Origin of the sequence: Mangrovivirga halotolerans (genome assembly GCF_026241165.1) — a bacterium.
GTDB lineage: Bacteria > Bacteroidota > Bacteroidia > Cytophagales > Cyclobacteriaceae > Mangrovivirga > Mangrovivirga halotolerans.
On sequence record NZ_JAPFQN010000005.1, the window covers coordinates 428891 to 444863 of the forward strand.

At 36.5% G+C, this 15973-nt stretch carries 14 protein-coding genes; 1 reads left to right on the plus strand and 13 read right to left on the minus strand.

The annotated features are described in order from the left end of the window. Positions 1-17 precede the first annotated feature (17 nt). The 7 genes from OO013_RS09715 to OO013_RS09745 all read right to left on the minus strand — a co-directional run bounded on the left by OO013_RS09715 (position 18) and on the right by OO013_RS09745 (position 9306). Complete coding sequence (locus OO013_RS09715; protein WP_266056609.1) at positions 18-239, minus strand: YybH family protein; 222 nt, start codon at positions 237-239, stop codon at positions 18-20. 23 nt (positions 240-262) lie between these two features. Next, positions 263-1678 (minus strand): amidohydrolase family protein, encoded by a 1416-nt coding sequence (locus OO013_RS09720; protein ID WP_266056610.1) that lies wholly within the window; start codon positions 1676-1678, stop codon positions 263-265. A gap of 127 nt (positions 1679-1805) precedes the next feature. Then, entirely contained in the window at positions 1806-2489 is a 684-nt protein-coding gene (locus OO013_RS09725; RefSeq protein WP_266056611.1) for a DUF6920 family protein, read from the minus strand. Positions 2490-2499: 10 nt separating this feature from the next. Beyond that, entirely contained in the window at positions 2500-3765 is a 1266-nt protein-coding gene (locus OO013_RS09730; RefSeq protein ID WP_266056612.1) for a glycosyltransferase, read from the minus strand. Between the two features lie 41 nt (positions 3766-3806). Then, positions 3807-5516 carry an amidohydrolase family protein gene (locus OO013_RS09735; protein ID WP_266056613.1) on the minus strand — a complete coding sequence of 570 codons (1710 nt, stop codon included), beginning with the start codon at positions 5514-5516 and terminating at the stop codon, positions 3807-3809. A gap of 2 nt (positions 5517-5518) precedes the next feature. Then, positions 5519-8398 carry a S8 family serine peptidase gene (locus tag OO013_RS09740; protein ID WP_266056614.1) on the minus strand — a complete coding sequence of 960 codons (2880 nt, stop codon included), beginning with the start codon at positions 8396-8398 and terminating at the stop codon, positions 5519-5521. Between the two features lie 110 nt (positions 8399-8508). After that, positions 8509-9306 (minus strand): hypothetical protein, encoded by a 798-nt coding sequence (locus tag OO013_RS09745; protein WP_266056615.1) that lies wholly within the window; start codon positions 9304-9306, stop codon positions 8509-8511. A 292-nt stretch (positions 9307-9598) separates the two neighbouring features. On the opposite strand from OO013_RS09745, the gene OO013_RS09750 reads away from it, so the two are divergent. Then, positions 9599-10339 (plus strand): EcsC family protein, encoded by a 741-nt coding sequence (locus OO013_RS09750; RefSeq protein ID WP_266056616.1) that lies wholly within the window; start codon positions 9599-9601, stop codon positions 10337-10339. Positions 10340-10344: 5 nt separating this feature from the next. Here the strand turns inward: OO013_RS09750 and cls are convergent, their stop codons facing one another. The 6 genes from cls to OO013_RS09780 all read right to left on the minus strand — a co-directional run bounded on the left by cls (position 10345) and on the right by OO013_RS09780 (position 15933). Next, on the minus strand, positions 10345-11811 hold the full coding sequence (cls, locus tag OO013_RS09755) for a cardiolipin synthase (protein WP_266056617.1): 1467 nt from the start codon (positions 11809-11811) through the stop codon (positions 10345-10347). Between the two features lie 107 nt (positions 11812-11918). Continuing rightward, on the minus strand, positions 11919-12488 hold the full coding sequence (locus OO013_RS09760) for an HdeD family acid-resistance protein (RefSeq protein ID WP_266056618.1): 570 nt from the start codon (positions 12486-12488) through the stop codon (positions 11919-11921). A 70-nt stretch (positions 12489-12558) separates the two neighbouring features. Then, entirely contained in the window at positions 12559-12792 is a 234-nt protein-coding gene (locus OO013_RS09765) for a DUF8691 family protein (protein ID WP_266056619.1), read from the minus strand. Between the two features lie 157 nt (positions 12793-12949). Continuing rightward, positions 12950-13708: an SDR family oxidoreductase gene (locus OO013_RS09770; RefSeq protein WP_266056620.1), complete on the minus strand. Its 759-nt coding sequence runs from the start codon at positions 13706-13708 to the stop codon at positions 12950-12952. Positions 13709-13808: 100 nt separating this feature from the next. Continuing rightward, entirely contained in the window at positions 13809-14690 is an 882-nt protein-coding gene (locus tag OO013_RS09775; RefSeq protein ID WP_266056621.1) for an acetoacetate decarboxylase family protein, read from the minus strand. Between the two features lie 169 nt (positions 14691-14859). Next, a complete protein-coding gene (locus tag OO013_RS09780) occupies positions 14860-15933 on the minus strand; it encodes a hypothetical protein (protein WP_266056622.1) in 1074 nt (357 codons plus the stop codon). Positions 15934-15973: the final 40 nt, after the last annotated feature.

Sequence of the window (15973 nt, forward strand, 5' to 3'; positions counted from 1 at the left end):
AGTCAATAGATTTTACTTTAAAATAATCCTTTTTCAGGAATTGACCTATTATGAAGGCTCAGAAATGAGAGCCTGTCAAACTCCTCTTCAAACATCTTCTTTATAGCGTTTTTACCTTTTACCGGTTTATTTGCCCCCTGATGATTTATCGCATCATCATGATAAAGATTAGCTAATTTTTCTGCGTCTCCTTCATTGAATGCTTTAACCCATGCTAAAACAACTTCTTTTGGGGTCATTTAAGTAATAATTATCAGTAAAATCACTTCAATTGTTCATTGGTATTGTAAACCCTGGCACCCATAATGACGGTATTTACTGACTCCAGATTATTAATATCTTCTAATGGATTTTGATCCAGAATGATGATATCTGCAACCATGCCTCCCTCTATCTGACCATATTTTTCTTCAATTTCGAAAAACTTTGGCCCATTATTAATTGAAGTCAATAATGCTTCCTGTGGTGTTAATCCTTTTTCTACGAGCATTTTCAATTCTCCATGAAGAGATTGACCAGGATAAACAAATGAGTTATATGGCCCGCAATCTGATCCTGCTAAAATGATAACCCCGGCATCGTACATACCCCTGATCATTTCACCAAAAATTTCTTCAGCTTTTGACCTGAAAGAGCTTCCTGATTCTTTAGCCCTTTTTGCTCTTTCGATTCTACCTTCATATGTTTTTTGCACACCAGGACCTATAAATCTTAATAACGGATCCTTTGAATGGTCTTCATCTGCCAATCCTGCTAATACCTTTCCGATGTAAAGTGTGGGGGTAACAAAGTGTTTCTGAGCTCCCAGCTTTTCAAATATAACTTCGGCCAGGTCTTCGTTGTAGGTATCAAGTAAAGGGGGAATCATCGAATAACCTGGATTAACCTTTTCAAGGCTATCTGCTACCGGTGAACATGCTTTCATTATGTAATAGAGGTGTTCTGTTCCATCTAATCCATATTCTTCAGCTTGTAAAACATCTGCTGAAAGAGGCATATGACCGGTAACTTTTAAGCCAATCTCTTCAGCTTGCTCTAATATTTTATAATAAGCCTCACGTGTAAGACTTCCATCATAAGTTTTCACATAATCAACTTTTATCGATTTTAGTGAATCCAAAGCCTTTGCTACATCTTCAGAATCCTTAACCTTTATTGATCCCGCCCAGGCCGGATCTACACCATCCAGTTTGGGGCCGGGTGTATAAATCCTTGGACCATCCATCTTACCGTTTTTGATTTTTTCTCTCCATTCTAATACTGCCGGAGTGATATCTCCACCCGCGTCACGAACAGTTGTCACTCCGTGTGCTAGAAACAATTTTAAGATTGCTTTATTTTCTTCAATTAAGGAATCTCCACCTCTGAAATGTACATGATTATCCCATAAACCAGGCATTACAAAATCACCTTTTGCATCAATTATTGTATCTGCTGAAAATCCCTCTTCTTCATCTGAATTGATAACTTTCAGAATGGTATCACCGGAAATTAGAATCGTTCTGTTCTTATAAATCTCACCGGATTCCACATCAACTATTGAGGCGTTTTTGATTATCACATCAGCTTCTTCCAAAAAAGGTTTACCACAGCTCAATGAAGCAAAAAGTAGTATAAAAGATAGCCAAAGCCAATTAAAAATATTGTAATTTAACGATGATTTAATTTTAATCTTCATCTTATTAATATACTGGAATATTTTATCGATTAAAATTTCAGATAATAATTACTTCAGGAAAAGTCAATTCCTGCAGTAAATACGAAAATACGCTTCAAAACGATTTTAATTAGGTATACCTAATAATTTAGCTGTATTTAATATCTGTTACCTCCAGTTGGAGCCAGGTCCATAATTCATCATCTAATTGCCATTCCGCTTTTAGTTCTACCGGAACAGTGACACCTTGAAACTCGCCATGGTTTAAAGCAGTAACAATCCAGGGAATTCTTTTGGAAGTTTTATCGCCTCCTTGATACCTGAGTGTTTTGAACTGTTTGAAGTTACTGTTTTCATCAAAAGTAAAAGTTCCGCTAACAGAAACTCCATGAAGGTCCATAGTCGCCTCAGCACTAAAATTATCAATTTTTTGCCATTTAATATATTCTTCTGTAGCTGCTATAGGAAACCAGACAATCTCTGCAAGGAAACGCTGCATCGTACCCTGATCAATTTTAGAATTATTTTTTTCATTGACCACAGGGAATATGTCAAATAATTTTATCAGCATTTCTCCTACCCCATTTGTAAATCGATCCCGACCTGATACTGTCACTAAAGAATTGATATTTATTTTACTATTCCATTCAAAAAATGGCGGGTTAATGCTAAAATGTTGGATCGCTTTCCCGGAATACCATTTTTTTTGCTTTGGCTTTATTTTCATCTGAAGCTTCTGATGCAGCTCAACATTATTAATACTTTCAATTTTATGAGAATTAGAATTTTCTAACCACTTAACAATGACATCCGGTAATGTATTACTTTCCATCTTTTAATTATCAAACGTAAACTTTTTGTTTTCCTTCTATGAGAAATAGTAACTTATCATCATAATTTTCTTCTCGCATTTTCTCACCAATTTCAATAGCCTTTTTTTGATAATTAATGTTGTGCATCAGACCTAATATTTTCGGTTCCAGGTTATCAGGTGATATTTTACCGATTTTTATACCTCTTGGCCCAGCCCCGATTTCATAGATTAATTTATTCCAGACAAACTGATCTATTATATGAGGTATAATTAAAGTTGGACATCCATATTTTAACCCACTATGTGTAGTACCCGAACCACCATGATGAATCACCGCATGAACTCTTTTAAGAATCCAATCGTATGGTATATTGTTGACAAAGTAAAATAATTCCCGATCGTAATCTATTGGCTCTTTTAAACCTCCGGAAGCAGTATTAAATATTGCAGGTATTTTATTTTTTGCAAGTACTTCCATAAATATCCTGGTTTTATTTTCAGGTTCAGGATTTGTCATACTTCCAAAAGTTATGAACAGAGGTTTTGAATGAGTAGCGAGAAAACTTAATAATTTTTCATCTGGTTGCCAGTTTCTCTGATAGTTCCTTTGCCTGTAGCCTAATACTCTGGCTCTTTTATTTTGTAAAGGATCTACTTCGAATAATTGTGGGGAAATAGTATAAATTAGGCGACGTTTATTTAATACCTCTTTTACTTTTAATTTATTAATGTTCTGATCCTCAATCCATTTTAAAGATGAAGAAATAGTTTTATACAAACCCCAGTCTGCTAATTTATAGGTTAGTTTATTAAAGAATTCTCCAAAATTACTATTAAAAAAAAGATGAGTATGACCTTTTGTGTAATGAAGGTAAGGAACAGGACTTAACAACATAGTGGTATCTGGATACTTCATTTCCCATATAATGGGATATAAAGTTTTGGGGTGGTAGATAATCTTATCAAACTTATGATTTTCAATAATATCACGTTGAATTAAAAACATTTTTTTATTCATTCCTCTACCCATTCTGGCCAGCTTTATGTATGCCTGTATCTTTCTAAATTGATTAACGTCTCCTCCCATAGCTGCTTTTCCCAGGTCAGAATCTATCAATTCAAGAAATTCAGGTCCTAATGATTCAAATTCTAGGCCTGTATCATCAACCAGTTGGCTGAATTGTTCGGGAAACAAACAGGTAACTTTATGCCCTCTTTTATGCAGTAATTCACCAAGGGCCAGAAATGGTTCGATATCTCCACGGGTACCAAGTGAAGTGATAAGTATTTTCATATAAAAAATGCCTGCTGATTATAAGGGAAGTTCGCTATAAATTATGAAACTCCCCACCATTCCTTTACAAAGTTGATCCCGTTTTGGCCAAATACCATATCAATAACCTGGTCGGTTTGAAGTTTACCAGACTTACGAGGGATGATCTCGAATCCATCAGGAAGATCATAAGCTTCAACATAACTTTTTTCTGCCTTGGCCAGTGCTTTTTTAACTTCCTTACGAAATGAGGGAAGATCAGTAGCTGTTTCAGCTTCTTTAATACTATCTATCAGACCATCAAAATCTGACCCGATAGTCAAAAACTCCCATCCTGATTTATTATTTCGCTCTTTATCAGTCAATTGATCAATCACTCGTGCAACATGCAGCAATGTAAAACAGAACAAATATAACTCTCTTTCTTTTCTAACGGCAAACCCTAAAAACCCCTCTTCAGTCTCAACTTCTACCGGAATTTCATTTAAAGGAATTATCTTTTTAGCCTGTTCAGGAAATAGCCTTACAAAATCATCCTTCGACATGTAATCGTATTCATCTATGCTGTTGTTCCTCTTTTTAAAGTTTTCGTGGCCAAGAATCCGTGCATCGAGACTGATACCAATTAGTCCGTTGCTTTTGGCTATTTCTTCAATATCATCATCGCAAAGATTTATGGTCATCGGGTTGAAACAAACATGATCTACTCCCCACCCGACTGGCACTTTCATTTTTCGCTGTCTTTCAAACCTGATCCTGACCGATGATTCAAGTCCTCTCTCAAAACCGATTTCACCAAATAATTCAGTCATTTCCGAGTATCTGTAACCAGTTATACCCATATGTGTAGCAATGATCGGCCACCATTTTTTATTACCTTTTTTAACCGCTTTAAATGCTGAATCATTTAGCAGGTTTGATCGTTCCTTATAGAAATCAAATCTGCTTTTAAGACTCATATGCTTAATATCAATCAGGATCGGATACTCATTGTTTGAACAATCCATTAACTCCCTGATTGTTTCCTTTCCCTTCCTGGTAAGGCCGTTTAAAACGGGAACTGCTTCATTTACTTTATTGGCAGCTACAAGTTTGAATCCAAAGGCATGACTACACAATGAAACTCGTGGCACATGAGACAGGTGAGTGAGAGTAACATATAGATAATCGTAATTATGCCCTTTATCTCTGTATTCTTTGATTTTTTCACTCAAAGAATTGGTAGGAAAAACTACATCAAGAGCCTCATTTAATAAATTATGTCCTCCTTCAATAGCCAAAATCAAATTAAGTCTTCCCTCTTCCATTTTGAGGTTATCCTGCGCACCTTCTTTTCTTGTTAATATCTTTATCTTTGAAGATTTCTTATCCGGATATGTACTTGCCCATCCGTAAAATCCAACTTCTCTTTCAAAAAGAAAATTGTAATTTCTGTTCTTTCTTATAAAATCAAAGATTCTGCTATCCAGCGGGGCGATTACATCCTTGCCAAATAAGTCGAGTTCCAATAATTTTAACACTCCTTTTTCAGAAGCAAAGACGTATTCAGGGGTAATAATATTGGCAATTCCAAGTTTAACCCCGGCCTGGCGAGCCTGGGAAACCGAAGCCTGACTATTTAATATCCTGCTGAGTAAATCGTTTAAGGTAGCTCCAAGAGGTGGCAAAGTGACCGGATTTGAATAGTGATCATTCTTTAATTCCTCAACATCGTAATTACTCAAAAATTGTTTCCCTAATGGATGAAAATGAAAATCGAATATATCAGCCATAATTAATTTGAATAGTCAGGTTTTGAATAGTTATCTTCATCATTTAGCTTTTTGACTCGCTCCCAGGATTCTATAAAAGTCCCGGATGACATTGATTCTGTCAATATGGTTTTACCTTTATCAAATCCCGCAACATTTCTGAATGTACTTAAGGAAGCACTTCGGCTTGATGAAGTCATTGAACCGGTACTTTCTGTCAGCTCGACCTTTTTTCCTGGTCTCACTTCATCTTTGGTCAGACCATTGATGACATTCGCAATATTTTTATACTGGTCTTCCCTTGCTGCCAGAGTAGACCCGGTTGAATAGGATTCAAAACGAGAATCATAGGCATATTTTAATTCATTGGCTTCCGGAAGCGGCATATTCAGTAAAGCATCGATATCTAATATTCCTTTACCATAGTCTGATGAAATTGCGGGTTTTTTGCGGGCTGATCTGTGAAGGCAATATCTGAAAGCCTCTACCCTCTGCCATCCCTGAGAATACTTTTTCCGTATTTCATCCTGATTTTTTGCGATCCATAGTGCTGCTGATGAAGCAACGTGAGGTGTGGCATAGCTTGTACCATTACCATAAGTCATGTCCTCTCCTTTTTCAGAAAATATCGGAACATAGACATCCTCACCCGGGGCGGCAATATCAACATTATTGCCACTGCAGCTTCCAGACCAGGGTTTATCTTCCGGATTGGTGGCAGCAATACATATCGTTCCGGGGTATTTGGCCGGTTCAACGACGAATTTAACCTGGTTTCCGGCTGCACAGCACCATATTACCCCCCGGTCGTATGCTTTTTTGACAATTTCCTTCAAGGCACGGGTTCCGGGAATGATACCCAGGCTCATCGTAATTACATCAAATCTTTCTGTGATAACCTTATCTGCCGCTCTGACTACCTCACCGACACGACCAACAAGTATGACATTTTTCGTCACCCTGAACGGAACGATTCTGAAATCTTCATTTTCGAGGTCCGCTATACCTTTGAGCAAACCAAAATTACCCTCCTTATCTTCAGGAAGACCTGAATGTTCATTTCCTATTATAAGGCTCCCGGTACGCATACCATGACCAAAATGAGTTAGTTGTTTGATCCATGCTCGCTCATCCATTGCATCTGAATCCCTGTCAACAAAATCATAGTCAATGACTGAATTAAATCCATTCTTCACTTTTGAATGCGGAAAATTTCCTGTATCAAATTGAGCAATCTTAAGGTCGAGGAGATTATTGATACTATTATTATCCTTTAAAAGCTTGTGAATTTTCACCGGATCATAGTTAACAGCGGAATGATTCCATTTTCGGATTTTCATTCTGCCTTTGGCTGAATTATGATCAGACTTTGAGAAATACTTACTTGAATATTTACTCATATCTGTTGGTTCATCACCTGAGCTTTCCAGAAAGGGATTATCAGAAGGAGTAAATAACTCATCCTCGCCACTTTTCATTGTGGTAAACCTTGGTACTTCAGGCTCAGCTTCTTCAATACCCTCAATCGCCTCAAGTTGTGCAGCCAGATCCCAGATATTACCGCTATTTCTTATTGAAACGATCATATAATCTTTCAATAAAGTTGACATGTTAAAGTTTGAATAAGGTTCGACCTGTGCACCGGGATATTTCGCTTTTATCAGTTGAGTTACAAATTCTGTTGAATATGGGCCTCCATTAAGTTTCACAACAAACATCTGCATATTGGCAGGTGTATCAGACATATTAATTTTATCACCTGAGGGTATTTTGTCCGATGGTTCAGCTTTGTCTTTTTGTTTATCTGCAGAATCTCTAACCACAGATTTACTACTCACAGCGTGTACTATTGAGTCTTCTGCTGTAATCATAATATTTAACAGATCCTGACGTACTTTTTCCATCTTTTCAGGTAAGGGCAAATTCTGGATAGCTGATACAATTCGGCTAACCCTTACGCCTTGATTAGCAATCCAGTCTATCGAATCATCCGAATCAACGGCTGAATTCCATATGTCACCATTTTTCTTAATATAATTGCCTTGAGAATCCCTTTTAGGAACCCCTGCATTATGTAAAGCGATTATTTCTCCGGTACCCAACGCAACAACCATACTCCCACTCGAACCGGGCAGTGTATCACTTTGATAGAAAAGATGAGAATCGGCACCTGGGGCATCTTCCACTGTTAAAAGACGAATATCTCTTAAGACTACTTTTTTATAATCTCCTTTTGGATGCTGGATGATCATGCAGTTTTCCCCTTCAAACACTTTTCCGATATTTTGATCGAGAATGACATGCCCGAAATCAGACAATTTTTTGTTATCTGTTCCTACAGGTTCGACGGCAACAATCGCAAAATCAAGTATTTCTTCATCACTATCTTTCGGTTGAGGAGGTGTCATAAAAAAAATATCCGGCCTGATGTCAAAATAATACCCGCTATTTATTTCTCCCGTTACATCTCGTTCATAAGCTAAATTTAATTTTGCATGGCTGGCAGTATCCGCATCGGGAAAAACATGCTGATTAGTTATCATTAAATTATTCCCTATAAGCCATCCGGTACCGTATCCACCATTTCCTAAAATGATTCGGCCAACAGTTCGTGAAAAACTAACCAACCGGTCAAGAATACATGCATCCTGAAAATCGGGATTATTAATAACTCGTTCGAGAAGAATATCAATGGGTTGATCGGTTTCACTTAATATTTTCTTTTCCCGATTAAGCCTGGCTTTTAATCTATCCTTGTTTCCAGATATTTCAGTAAGTTTCTTTTCTCCTTTTTGTAAAAGAGCAATATCCCTTCTGACCCTTTCTATCTGGTCTTCAATCTGGTAATAATCTTTTGCGGCATGTTCTATTGAAATTTGCTGTAAGGAAGATACATTGGCCATTTTATATAAATTTGAAGTGATTACTATTTATAATATAATTTACTAATAAAAATAGACTTTATCTATATATTACTTTTAAATGACTGGATACTTATTAGCTTTAAAGCATATTATATCTCGATTTCCGTTACAAATGATTGTACATTCGACCCCAGTTTCTCAATTATCATATCTCTGACTTGTTCATACACCTCTTTATTTAGGGTATATTTCATCGAATAAGTATTTACTTCTGTTTCATCTTTCGATGATTTGAAAAACAGAATCTGTTTTATCATTTTACTTGTTGATAATGTAAATGCAGTCAGATTTAGCGACAGACTCTCATTCGTCTGATTTGCCAACCCCACCTGAAAATTACCTTTGTTCATTGTATGCGTATTTTTTTCAAAAGCAATGAGTTTATTATCCGAATCACTCATTTTCTTAAAAGCCTCCAATGTTTTCATCACAATTTTTAAGGCACTTCCCCCGATCGCCGTACCCAGAATGTCAAGGATTACATTTTCCATTTCAAATACTGACTTACTGGATTCGAACTTTGAGAATTCTTCGCTTTCGATTGTCCAGCCAACTCCCCTCATTACCCGGTTGAACTCTTTGTACCAGTTTTTCATTTCTTCCGGTGTAATCTCATCAGTAACCGGGAATTGTTTGTCAGCAGCCAATTGAGCAATCAATACCGAATTCAGAACATCTTTTCGGTTTTGCCCCTCGACCTCAGAAACAAATGAAATAAGACCTTTATTGCTCATAAAACTTTCTTCATTTTCCTGCTGGGCACTTTCAAAAGCAATTGAAAGGGGATCTTTCGTTTCTAATAAGTCTACTTTGTGTTGTGGGAAAGCAAGTTCTAAATCAGATACTAATTTTACAGGGTCTTCGGTGGTCATGGCTGGATTTTTCATAATCGATTTATAACGATAATTAAAGATGTAAATATTCAATATAAAAATTACACTCTTAATTCAATTTAGCAATACCCAAGGTTGGGTATATCTGTATATTAATTCAAATAAAAGGCCATTCTAAAAGTTGATATTATTTGGACAAATGCAAAAACAATTAGAATCGAAGAACCATGGATTTAAATCAATAAAAACTTATCCATCCATTCATATAACAAATAGATAGTTAATATAATTCCGTTATTCTTTTACACGAAGAAACTGTTTATTACAAAAAACGATATAAGTAAGTATGGATATTGATCAAAAATATGTTGATGAAATAAGTTCGGAATTTCAATTATGGAAATTGAAGATGCAGCAACAGCCTTCTGTGTTAAATCAGACAGCCAAGGGAATCCAACATAAGATCAATACCCTGATCCCTGATAAAGTTCACAATGTTATAACCAAAGCAATTAAAGAGATTACTCGAGGAGTGATTTTTGGTGCTGAATATACAACAGTTAGTTCTTTTGATCCATATACCCTGGCAGAAGCTGAGTATTTTATCAAAAAACGAATTGACTTTTATTCTTCATCATCTGCGGCTGAAGGTGCAATAACCGGTTTTGGTGGCTTTATTTCCGGGTTAGCCGATTTTCCATTATGGCTTTCGTTAAAAATGAAATTATTATTTGAGATTGCTAACGGTTACGGGTATGATGTAACTGATTATAAAGAAAGACTCTATATCCTCCACATCTTCCAACTTACTTTTTCAAGTCAAAAACACAGAAATCATGTATTTGAAACGATGGAAAACTGGGAAGCCAATATAGAATCACTTCCTGCAGACATCAATGAATTTGACTGGAAAACCTTCCAACTGGAGTATCGTGATTTTATCGACCTGGCAAAGCTAATTCAACTGATTCCGGGCGTTGGAGCCATTGCCGGAGCTTATGTTAATCATAAATACACTAAAATGCTGGGAAGGTACGCGATGAATGCATATCGTTTAAGATTATTAAAAACGAATACTAATAACTGAAACTCCTACAGGAAAGCAGACATTAACCGTGCAAAAGAATACCAGAGTTTTTTAAAAACTGATAAGTTATCCCACATTTCAAGAGTTAGCTCATCGCAATCTTCCAGATCATTAAAAAACATCTGCTCCATCCTATTTGCAAATTCCCTGGAATAATTAACAGACATGATCTCAAAATTCAGGTCAAAACTCCTGATATCCATATTGGCCGTTCCTATTACACTAACTATCCCGTCAGAAGTAACCGTTTTAGCATGGACAAAACCTTTTTTATATAAAAAAATCCGAACTCCGGAATACAATAAATCTTCAAAATAATACCTTGATGCTGCACCAACTATAGCTGAATCGGATTTTTCAGGAACCAATACCCGAACATCTACACCAGAAAAAGCAGCTTCTTTTAAAGCATTTATTATGCTTTCATTGGGTATAAAATATGGATTTGTCACATATAATTTATCTCGTGCCATAGTAAATACCCTGAAATAGGTCATCATGATATTTGAATTGAGATATATCGGACCACCGGCACAAACCTGGGATAATACTGTTGTCGTATCTTGTTCTTTTTGATCTATTATGCTATCCTGAAAAAGCACTTCTGAAAATGAAAGGTTTTCTTCTTCCTGGCAAGCGTTCCAACTAATTATAAAGTGTCTTTGGATATTCAGAGCTATTGGTCCTCGGAATCTGGCATGAGTATCTCTCCAGAATAATCCGGTAGGTATAGAATTGTCATAGCGATCGGAAATATTTATGCCGCCGATAAAGGCTGTATAACTATCAATAATTATTAACTTTCGATGATCACGGTGATTAACCCTGTTGGCGAATGCAGCAAGTTGGATCTTTATTTGAGGAAAAACCAATACTCCACCACCTTTTAATTCTTTGATAATATTCGGTTTTATTTTTCTGCTTGCATAGTCATCATAGATCACACGGACTATCACCCCCTCTTTTACTTTATTAAGTAATATATCTTTTATCTGGTTACCACGAGTGTCATTTTCCCAGTCATAGTATTCCATATGAATGGTCTTTGAGGCTTTATTAAGCTCTTTCAAAACATCGGGAAATTTTTCTTCCCCGTTTATGAGCAATTTTATAGTATTTTTGGACAGATATTCATTACCTACTTTATGTAAAAACCTCACCAATTCACTCATCTGGTCAAAGTCATCACCTGATTCTTCTAAATACGTTTGAGTCCGATCAATCAGTTTAGTTTTATAGTTCTTATCAAACTCGGCTTGAATTACTCTTGTTTTGCTAAGCGATCGTCTGTGCCTTAAATTTTGCCCAAAAGCATAATAAAAAATCATTCCAAAAAGCGGAATGATGATCACCAGCAAAAGATATCCCAGTGTTTTTGAAGTGGAAGGAGTGGATAGCAAAATTTTAATTATAGTATATACTATAGCAAATAAATAAATAAATATTGCCAGATAGATTAATATACTATTCACTATGAAATAATTAATTTAATTAAGTTCACTATTATAATCTAAATAAAATCTATCTGATTTCATCTTTTATCAGATAGATTTTATTAATACAATTAATGCATGCAGAACTAATTTACTTTAGCTGGTTTTAGCTTTTTCAACCTGAAACTAAATGTTATCTCAAATATTCCAATTGAAAACATAGCAAAGGCGGTCCAGAATACCACTGTCATTTGAGCTATTCCAGGATTCCATAATAGCATAAATGAAAACAGCAATCCTAAAATAGCAAATGCCATAATCCAGCCCCAACCTGAATTTTCATATTTCTTCAATTCTAAAGACCAGCTGATAGCCATTAAAGACCGAAATAATACACCAAAGCCAACCACAAAAGCTAATACTGTCAAACTGATGGCCAAATTTGAAACTAATATTAGTCCAACAATAAAATCCAGAATTCCCATAACAAGAGACCAACCCCAACTATCTATTGTGTCTTTATTAGTAATAGAATAGAAAATTTCAAGAACACCATTAAACAAGAATAAAATACTAAAATAAATAGCCAGAGTAACATAAGCTTCTAATGGTCGACTAATAATCATAAAACCCAAAATTAACAATGCCATACCAATGATAAGATGGAGATACCAATGCTTAACTGAGGATTGAAGTGTTTTTTTAAACTTTTCCATAGTAATTAATTTTATTTTTATAATCTGTTTGAAATAGTTATAGATAAATAATAATATTTTAAGGAGCCTATTAGTTCCATTCATGTTCTAAGAATTGTACAGAGACAATAGAGTAATGATTATCATATAGCGTATTTAATACACCTAACAATTCTGCCTGATCTTTCATTTCACCTTCAACGACTATGCATCCTTCTCCTTCCAATTTTAATGTCAGATTATTTAGAATAGTCAGATTTTGAAAGTCTCTTCCCTGAAATTTGATCCGATATCGAGCAGGATATTCGAACCTTATTTTTGGCATATTTATCACGATTTTTACTTTAGCAGTAATTAAAATTTGATCTGAGTTTTATCTAAAATTTTTTTAAAGTCTTTGTACAGACTTTCATCTCCATATTTAATATTTATGGTTGGTCATATAAATCATACTCAACTCTTACTTTTTATTTTCAATATAATTATAACGGTATGTGCCCATCAATTGAAATTACCTGGCCGCTAACTCTCTGTCCTGCTGGACTATCAAAGTAAAGTATGCACCCTGCAATATCCTCGGGGGGTATAAATGTACGCATTGAGTTTACTGAAAGAACATCTTTACGAACCTCTTCAATGCTTCGACCTTCAGCCTTAGCCCTCGCCTCTATTACTCTTTCCTGCCTATCACCGGAAATAGCCCCGGGACAGATGGCATTAACTCGAATATTGTAGGGGCCTACTTCTGCTGCAAGTGATTCATTAAGTCCAAGCACACCTCGCTTGGCTGCAGAATATGGTGTCCTGTTTGGAAAAGCATGTACTCCTCCTACCGAAGACATATTAATTATTAGTCCGCTTTTTTGTTTTTTCATACCTGGCAACACCCTGGCTATACAGGTGAATTGTGAAACTAGACCAATATTTAATACAGCACGAACCTGATCAGGAGTAACTTCTTCAATTGGAGCTGTAGGCCCGGCAATACCTGCATTATTTATCAATGTATCACAGCCTCCCAGGAACTCCAGTGCCTGATCCAGCCAGGAAATCAATTCCTCATCATTACCAACATCACATACTTCGGCCATTGCATCAGGATGCTTTTTTTTAAAGGCTTTAATTTTATCCTCCTGTATATCGCAGATTGCTACCTTAGCTCCAGTTTTCAGGTATTCCTCAGCGATTACCTTTCCAATTCCATCTGCTGCTGCGGTAATAAGAACTCTCTTAATACTCATCTTATTTAATTTTCAATTTTGAACTATTTATATAATTCTATTTTTTTTCTCCGGTCTTTCAGATTGGGTTCAAGCTCAATTCCTCAATTAATCCCGTAACCTATTGAAGAATCCGTTGATCACTTAAATCTTTACTTCCTCTGTAATGTCTGATCAAGGCTCCACGAAATTCTTTTATTTCGAGTTCAGCCAATGTATTCACGATCATATATTGAGTTGGCATATCTTCCCATCGTGCTTTCTTGAAAGAAATAGTTCCTTTTCCCTGAAAAACTTCTGAAACCTTGACATTGGGATTATCTGCAGGAGTAAGGACAGGATAAGAAACATCTGCCTTGCCCCACTCACCCGTTCTTGGCATATACTTATAGTGAAGCATGCCTAATTGCACATCCGGATCAACTGCTGGAGGAACTGGAATCTCGTCAAGGGAAACAGGTTTCATATCAGTGAGTTCCATATTGAAAAATTTATACCCCTGCCAACTTGCTTCCAGGCGAGTAGTATCATTAAACTCTATTGGATCAGGTAATTCACAATAAATTTTTGAAAACCCGATTTCTTCACGTCCTGAAAGGATAGGGTCAGCCATATTTTCCCATAACACAGTAAGAAAAGGCCCCATCGCCCGATCTTCTTTGCCTTCAAAAAGAACGTTAAAACTAACTCCAAGCATTTTATAACCACGACCTGCAAGCCATGGAATTCCTTTCATATCTGTAAGTCCGACAGTTACAACAGGTTCTCCAACAGGGCTAAACCCTTCAGGACAAAGTGCTGCAAGCTGATCTTCGTTCGATAAGAAATTAACTATCCAGTCTGTCTGTTTAGGCCATTCTTTATTCTCTTTAGCGAAATTTTTACCGTCTGGCCCCTGCCTAGGTCCGGTAGTCGGACCAAAATGAGTTGGCATCCGGTAGATCTTGCCAGGGATAAACTTATAGTTCCCTGAAATACACTCTTGTTTAATATCTGATTTCATTGATTTACTATATAAATGTCTATTGTATATTTTATTCTGATAGCTTGGGTTCATATCAAATTATCATACAAACGGCCTCAATCTGAAAGAAATTTAATGAATAGGGATAAGCGATAATTTCACTTATCCCTATGTTAGTTTTGATCATAACAACTGTTTATCATTACAATCATCCAACAATATTATCGAATACGCCCATTCGATCAGACATACAACTTCCAGCCCATATTCGATTACCATATTCTATAACAGTACAGGTAGCACCTAATGGCCCATAGTTTCCAGCAGGCATAAAGGTTATGGTATCCAAATTATCCGGATCTAATTTAAAGACCGCAAAAGGTGTATGAATGGGAACTCCCCATTTTGCACTGTGGATTTGAGCATATTCAAATGAGCCTCCATCTATGGTATGCACACAAGTGTACAGAAATTTACCATCAGCTGACCAACGAAGGTTATCCGGTGAACCGGGAAGAGAAACACGAATTAAACCAGGATCGTCGCTATTGCGATTAATTCTTGTAACACATGCTCCTGTTGATTCGTTGATCCAGATCTTGCTACCATCCTTATTGGTCGTAATGCCATTGGGCGAGGATAAAGATTCTGTACCAGGAAGAACTGTCCATTCTTTAGTTTTTGGATTCCACTCTTTTACCCACCCTACTGGTTTACCGGTCAACTGTTTCTTAGTTTGGCCGATTGGATCCCGAGGATCCGTCATGGCGGTGACTATCACGCCGCCAGTATCGGGCAGCCAGCATACAGCATCCGGCCAGCCATCTTCAGGAACAGTCAGGTTACCAACCCAGGTTAATTTTGGCTCATCACCGGCAACGTTAATCTCAAAAACTTCGACGGCATCACGCCCACCGTGGTTTACAACAAAGAGTTTAACTATATCTCCCTCTCTTGTACTGAGATCAAGGCCATGAGGACCAAACACACTCCAATCTGGAGGGGTACTGCCGGGATAGGTATCGAGATCTGCCTTGATGGCAATCTCTTCAGGCATAATTCTTCGGCCTGTTTCGGCATCAGCATCAAACAGGTGAAGGTATTGCTGAGTCAGTACCTGGTCTTTGAATCCTGCTGCATATACATTAAGACCACTACCTATGATCCAGTGTGTGTTGGGTAATAAAAGGAAATCTTCGACATTGTATGTACCAACAATCCATTTTACGTTGGCTTTCAACAGCCAATCTTCTACGGTAATCTTCTGAGCGTCGTTATGCATAATATTTTATTTATATTAGAATTATTTTAAAATATTTAAA

Coding starts and splice junctions, on each gene's coding strand:
- OO013_RS09715 (WP_266056609.1), bottom strand. CDS start 239: ATGACCCCAAAAGAAGTTGTTTTAGCATGGGTTAAAGCATTCAATGAA.
- OO013_RS09720 (WP_266056610.1), bottom strand. CDS start 1,678: ATGAAGATTAAAATTAAATCATCGTTAAATTACAATATTTTTAATTGG.
- OO013_RS09725 (WP_266056611.1), bottom strand. CDS start 2,489: ATGGAAAGTAATACATTACCGGATGTCATTGTTAAGTGGTTAGAAAAT.
- OO013_RS09730 (WP_266056612.1), bottom strand. CDS start 3,765: ATGAAAATACTTATCACTTCACTTGGTACCCGTGGAGATATCGAACCA.
- OO013_RS09735 (WP_266056613.1), bottom strand. CDS start 5,516: ATGGCTGATATATTCGATTTTCATTTTCATCCATTAGGGAAACAATTT.
- OO013_RS09740 (WP_266056614.1), bottom strand. CDS start 8,398: ATGGCCAATGTATCTTCCTTACAGCAAATTTCAATAGAACATGCCGCA.
- OO013_RS09745 (WP_266056615.1), bottom strand. CDS start 9,306: ATGAAAAATCCAGCCATGACCACCGAAGACCCTGTAAAATTAGTATCT.
- OO013_RS09750 (WP_266056616.1), top strand. CDS start 9,599: ATGGATATTGATCAAAAATATGTTGATGAAATAAGTTCGGAATTTCAA.
- OO013_RS09760 (WP_266056618.1), bottom strand. CDS start 12,488: ATGGAAAAGTTTAAAAAAACACTTCAATCCTCAGTTAAGCATTGGTAT.
- OO013_RS09765 (WP_266056619.1), bottom strand. CDS start 12,792: ATGCCAAAAATAAGGTTCGAATATCCTGCTCGATATCGGATCAAATTT.
- OO013_RS09770 (WP_266056620.1), bottom strand. CDS start 13,708: ATGAGTATTAAGAGAGTTCTTATTACCGCAGCAGCAGATGGAATTGGA.
- OO013_RS09775 (WP_266056621.1), bottom strand. CDS start 14,690: ATGAAATCAGATATTAAACAAGAGTGTATTTCAGGGAACTATAAGTTT.
- OO013_RS09780 (WP_266056622.1), bottom strand. CDS start 15,933: ATGCATAACGACGCTCAGAAGATTACCGTAGAAGATTGGCTGTTGAAA.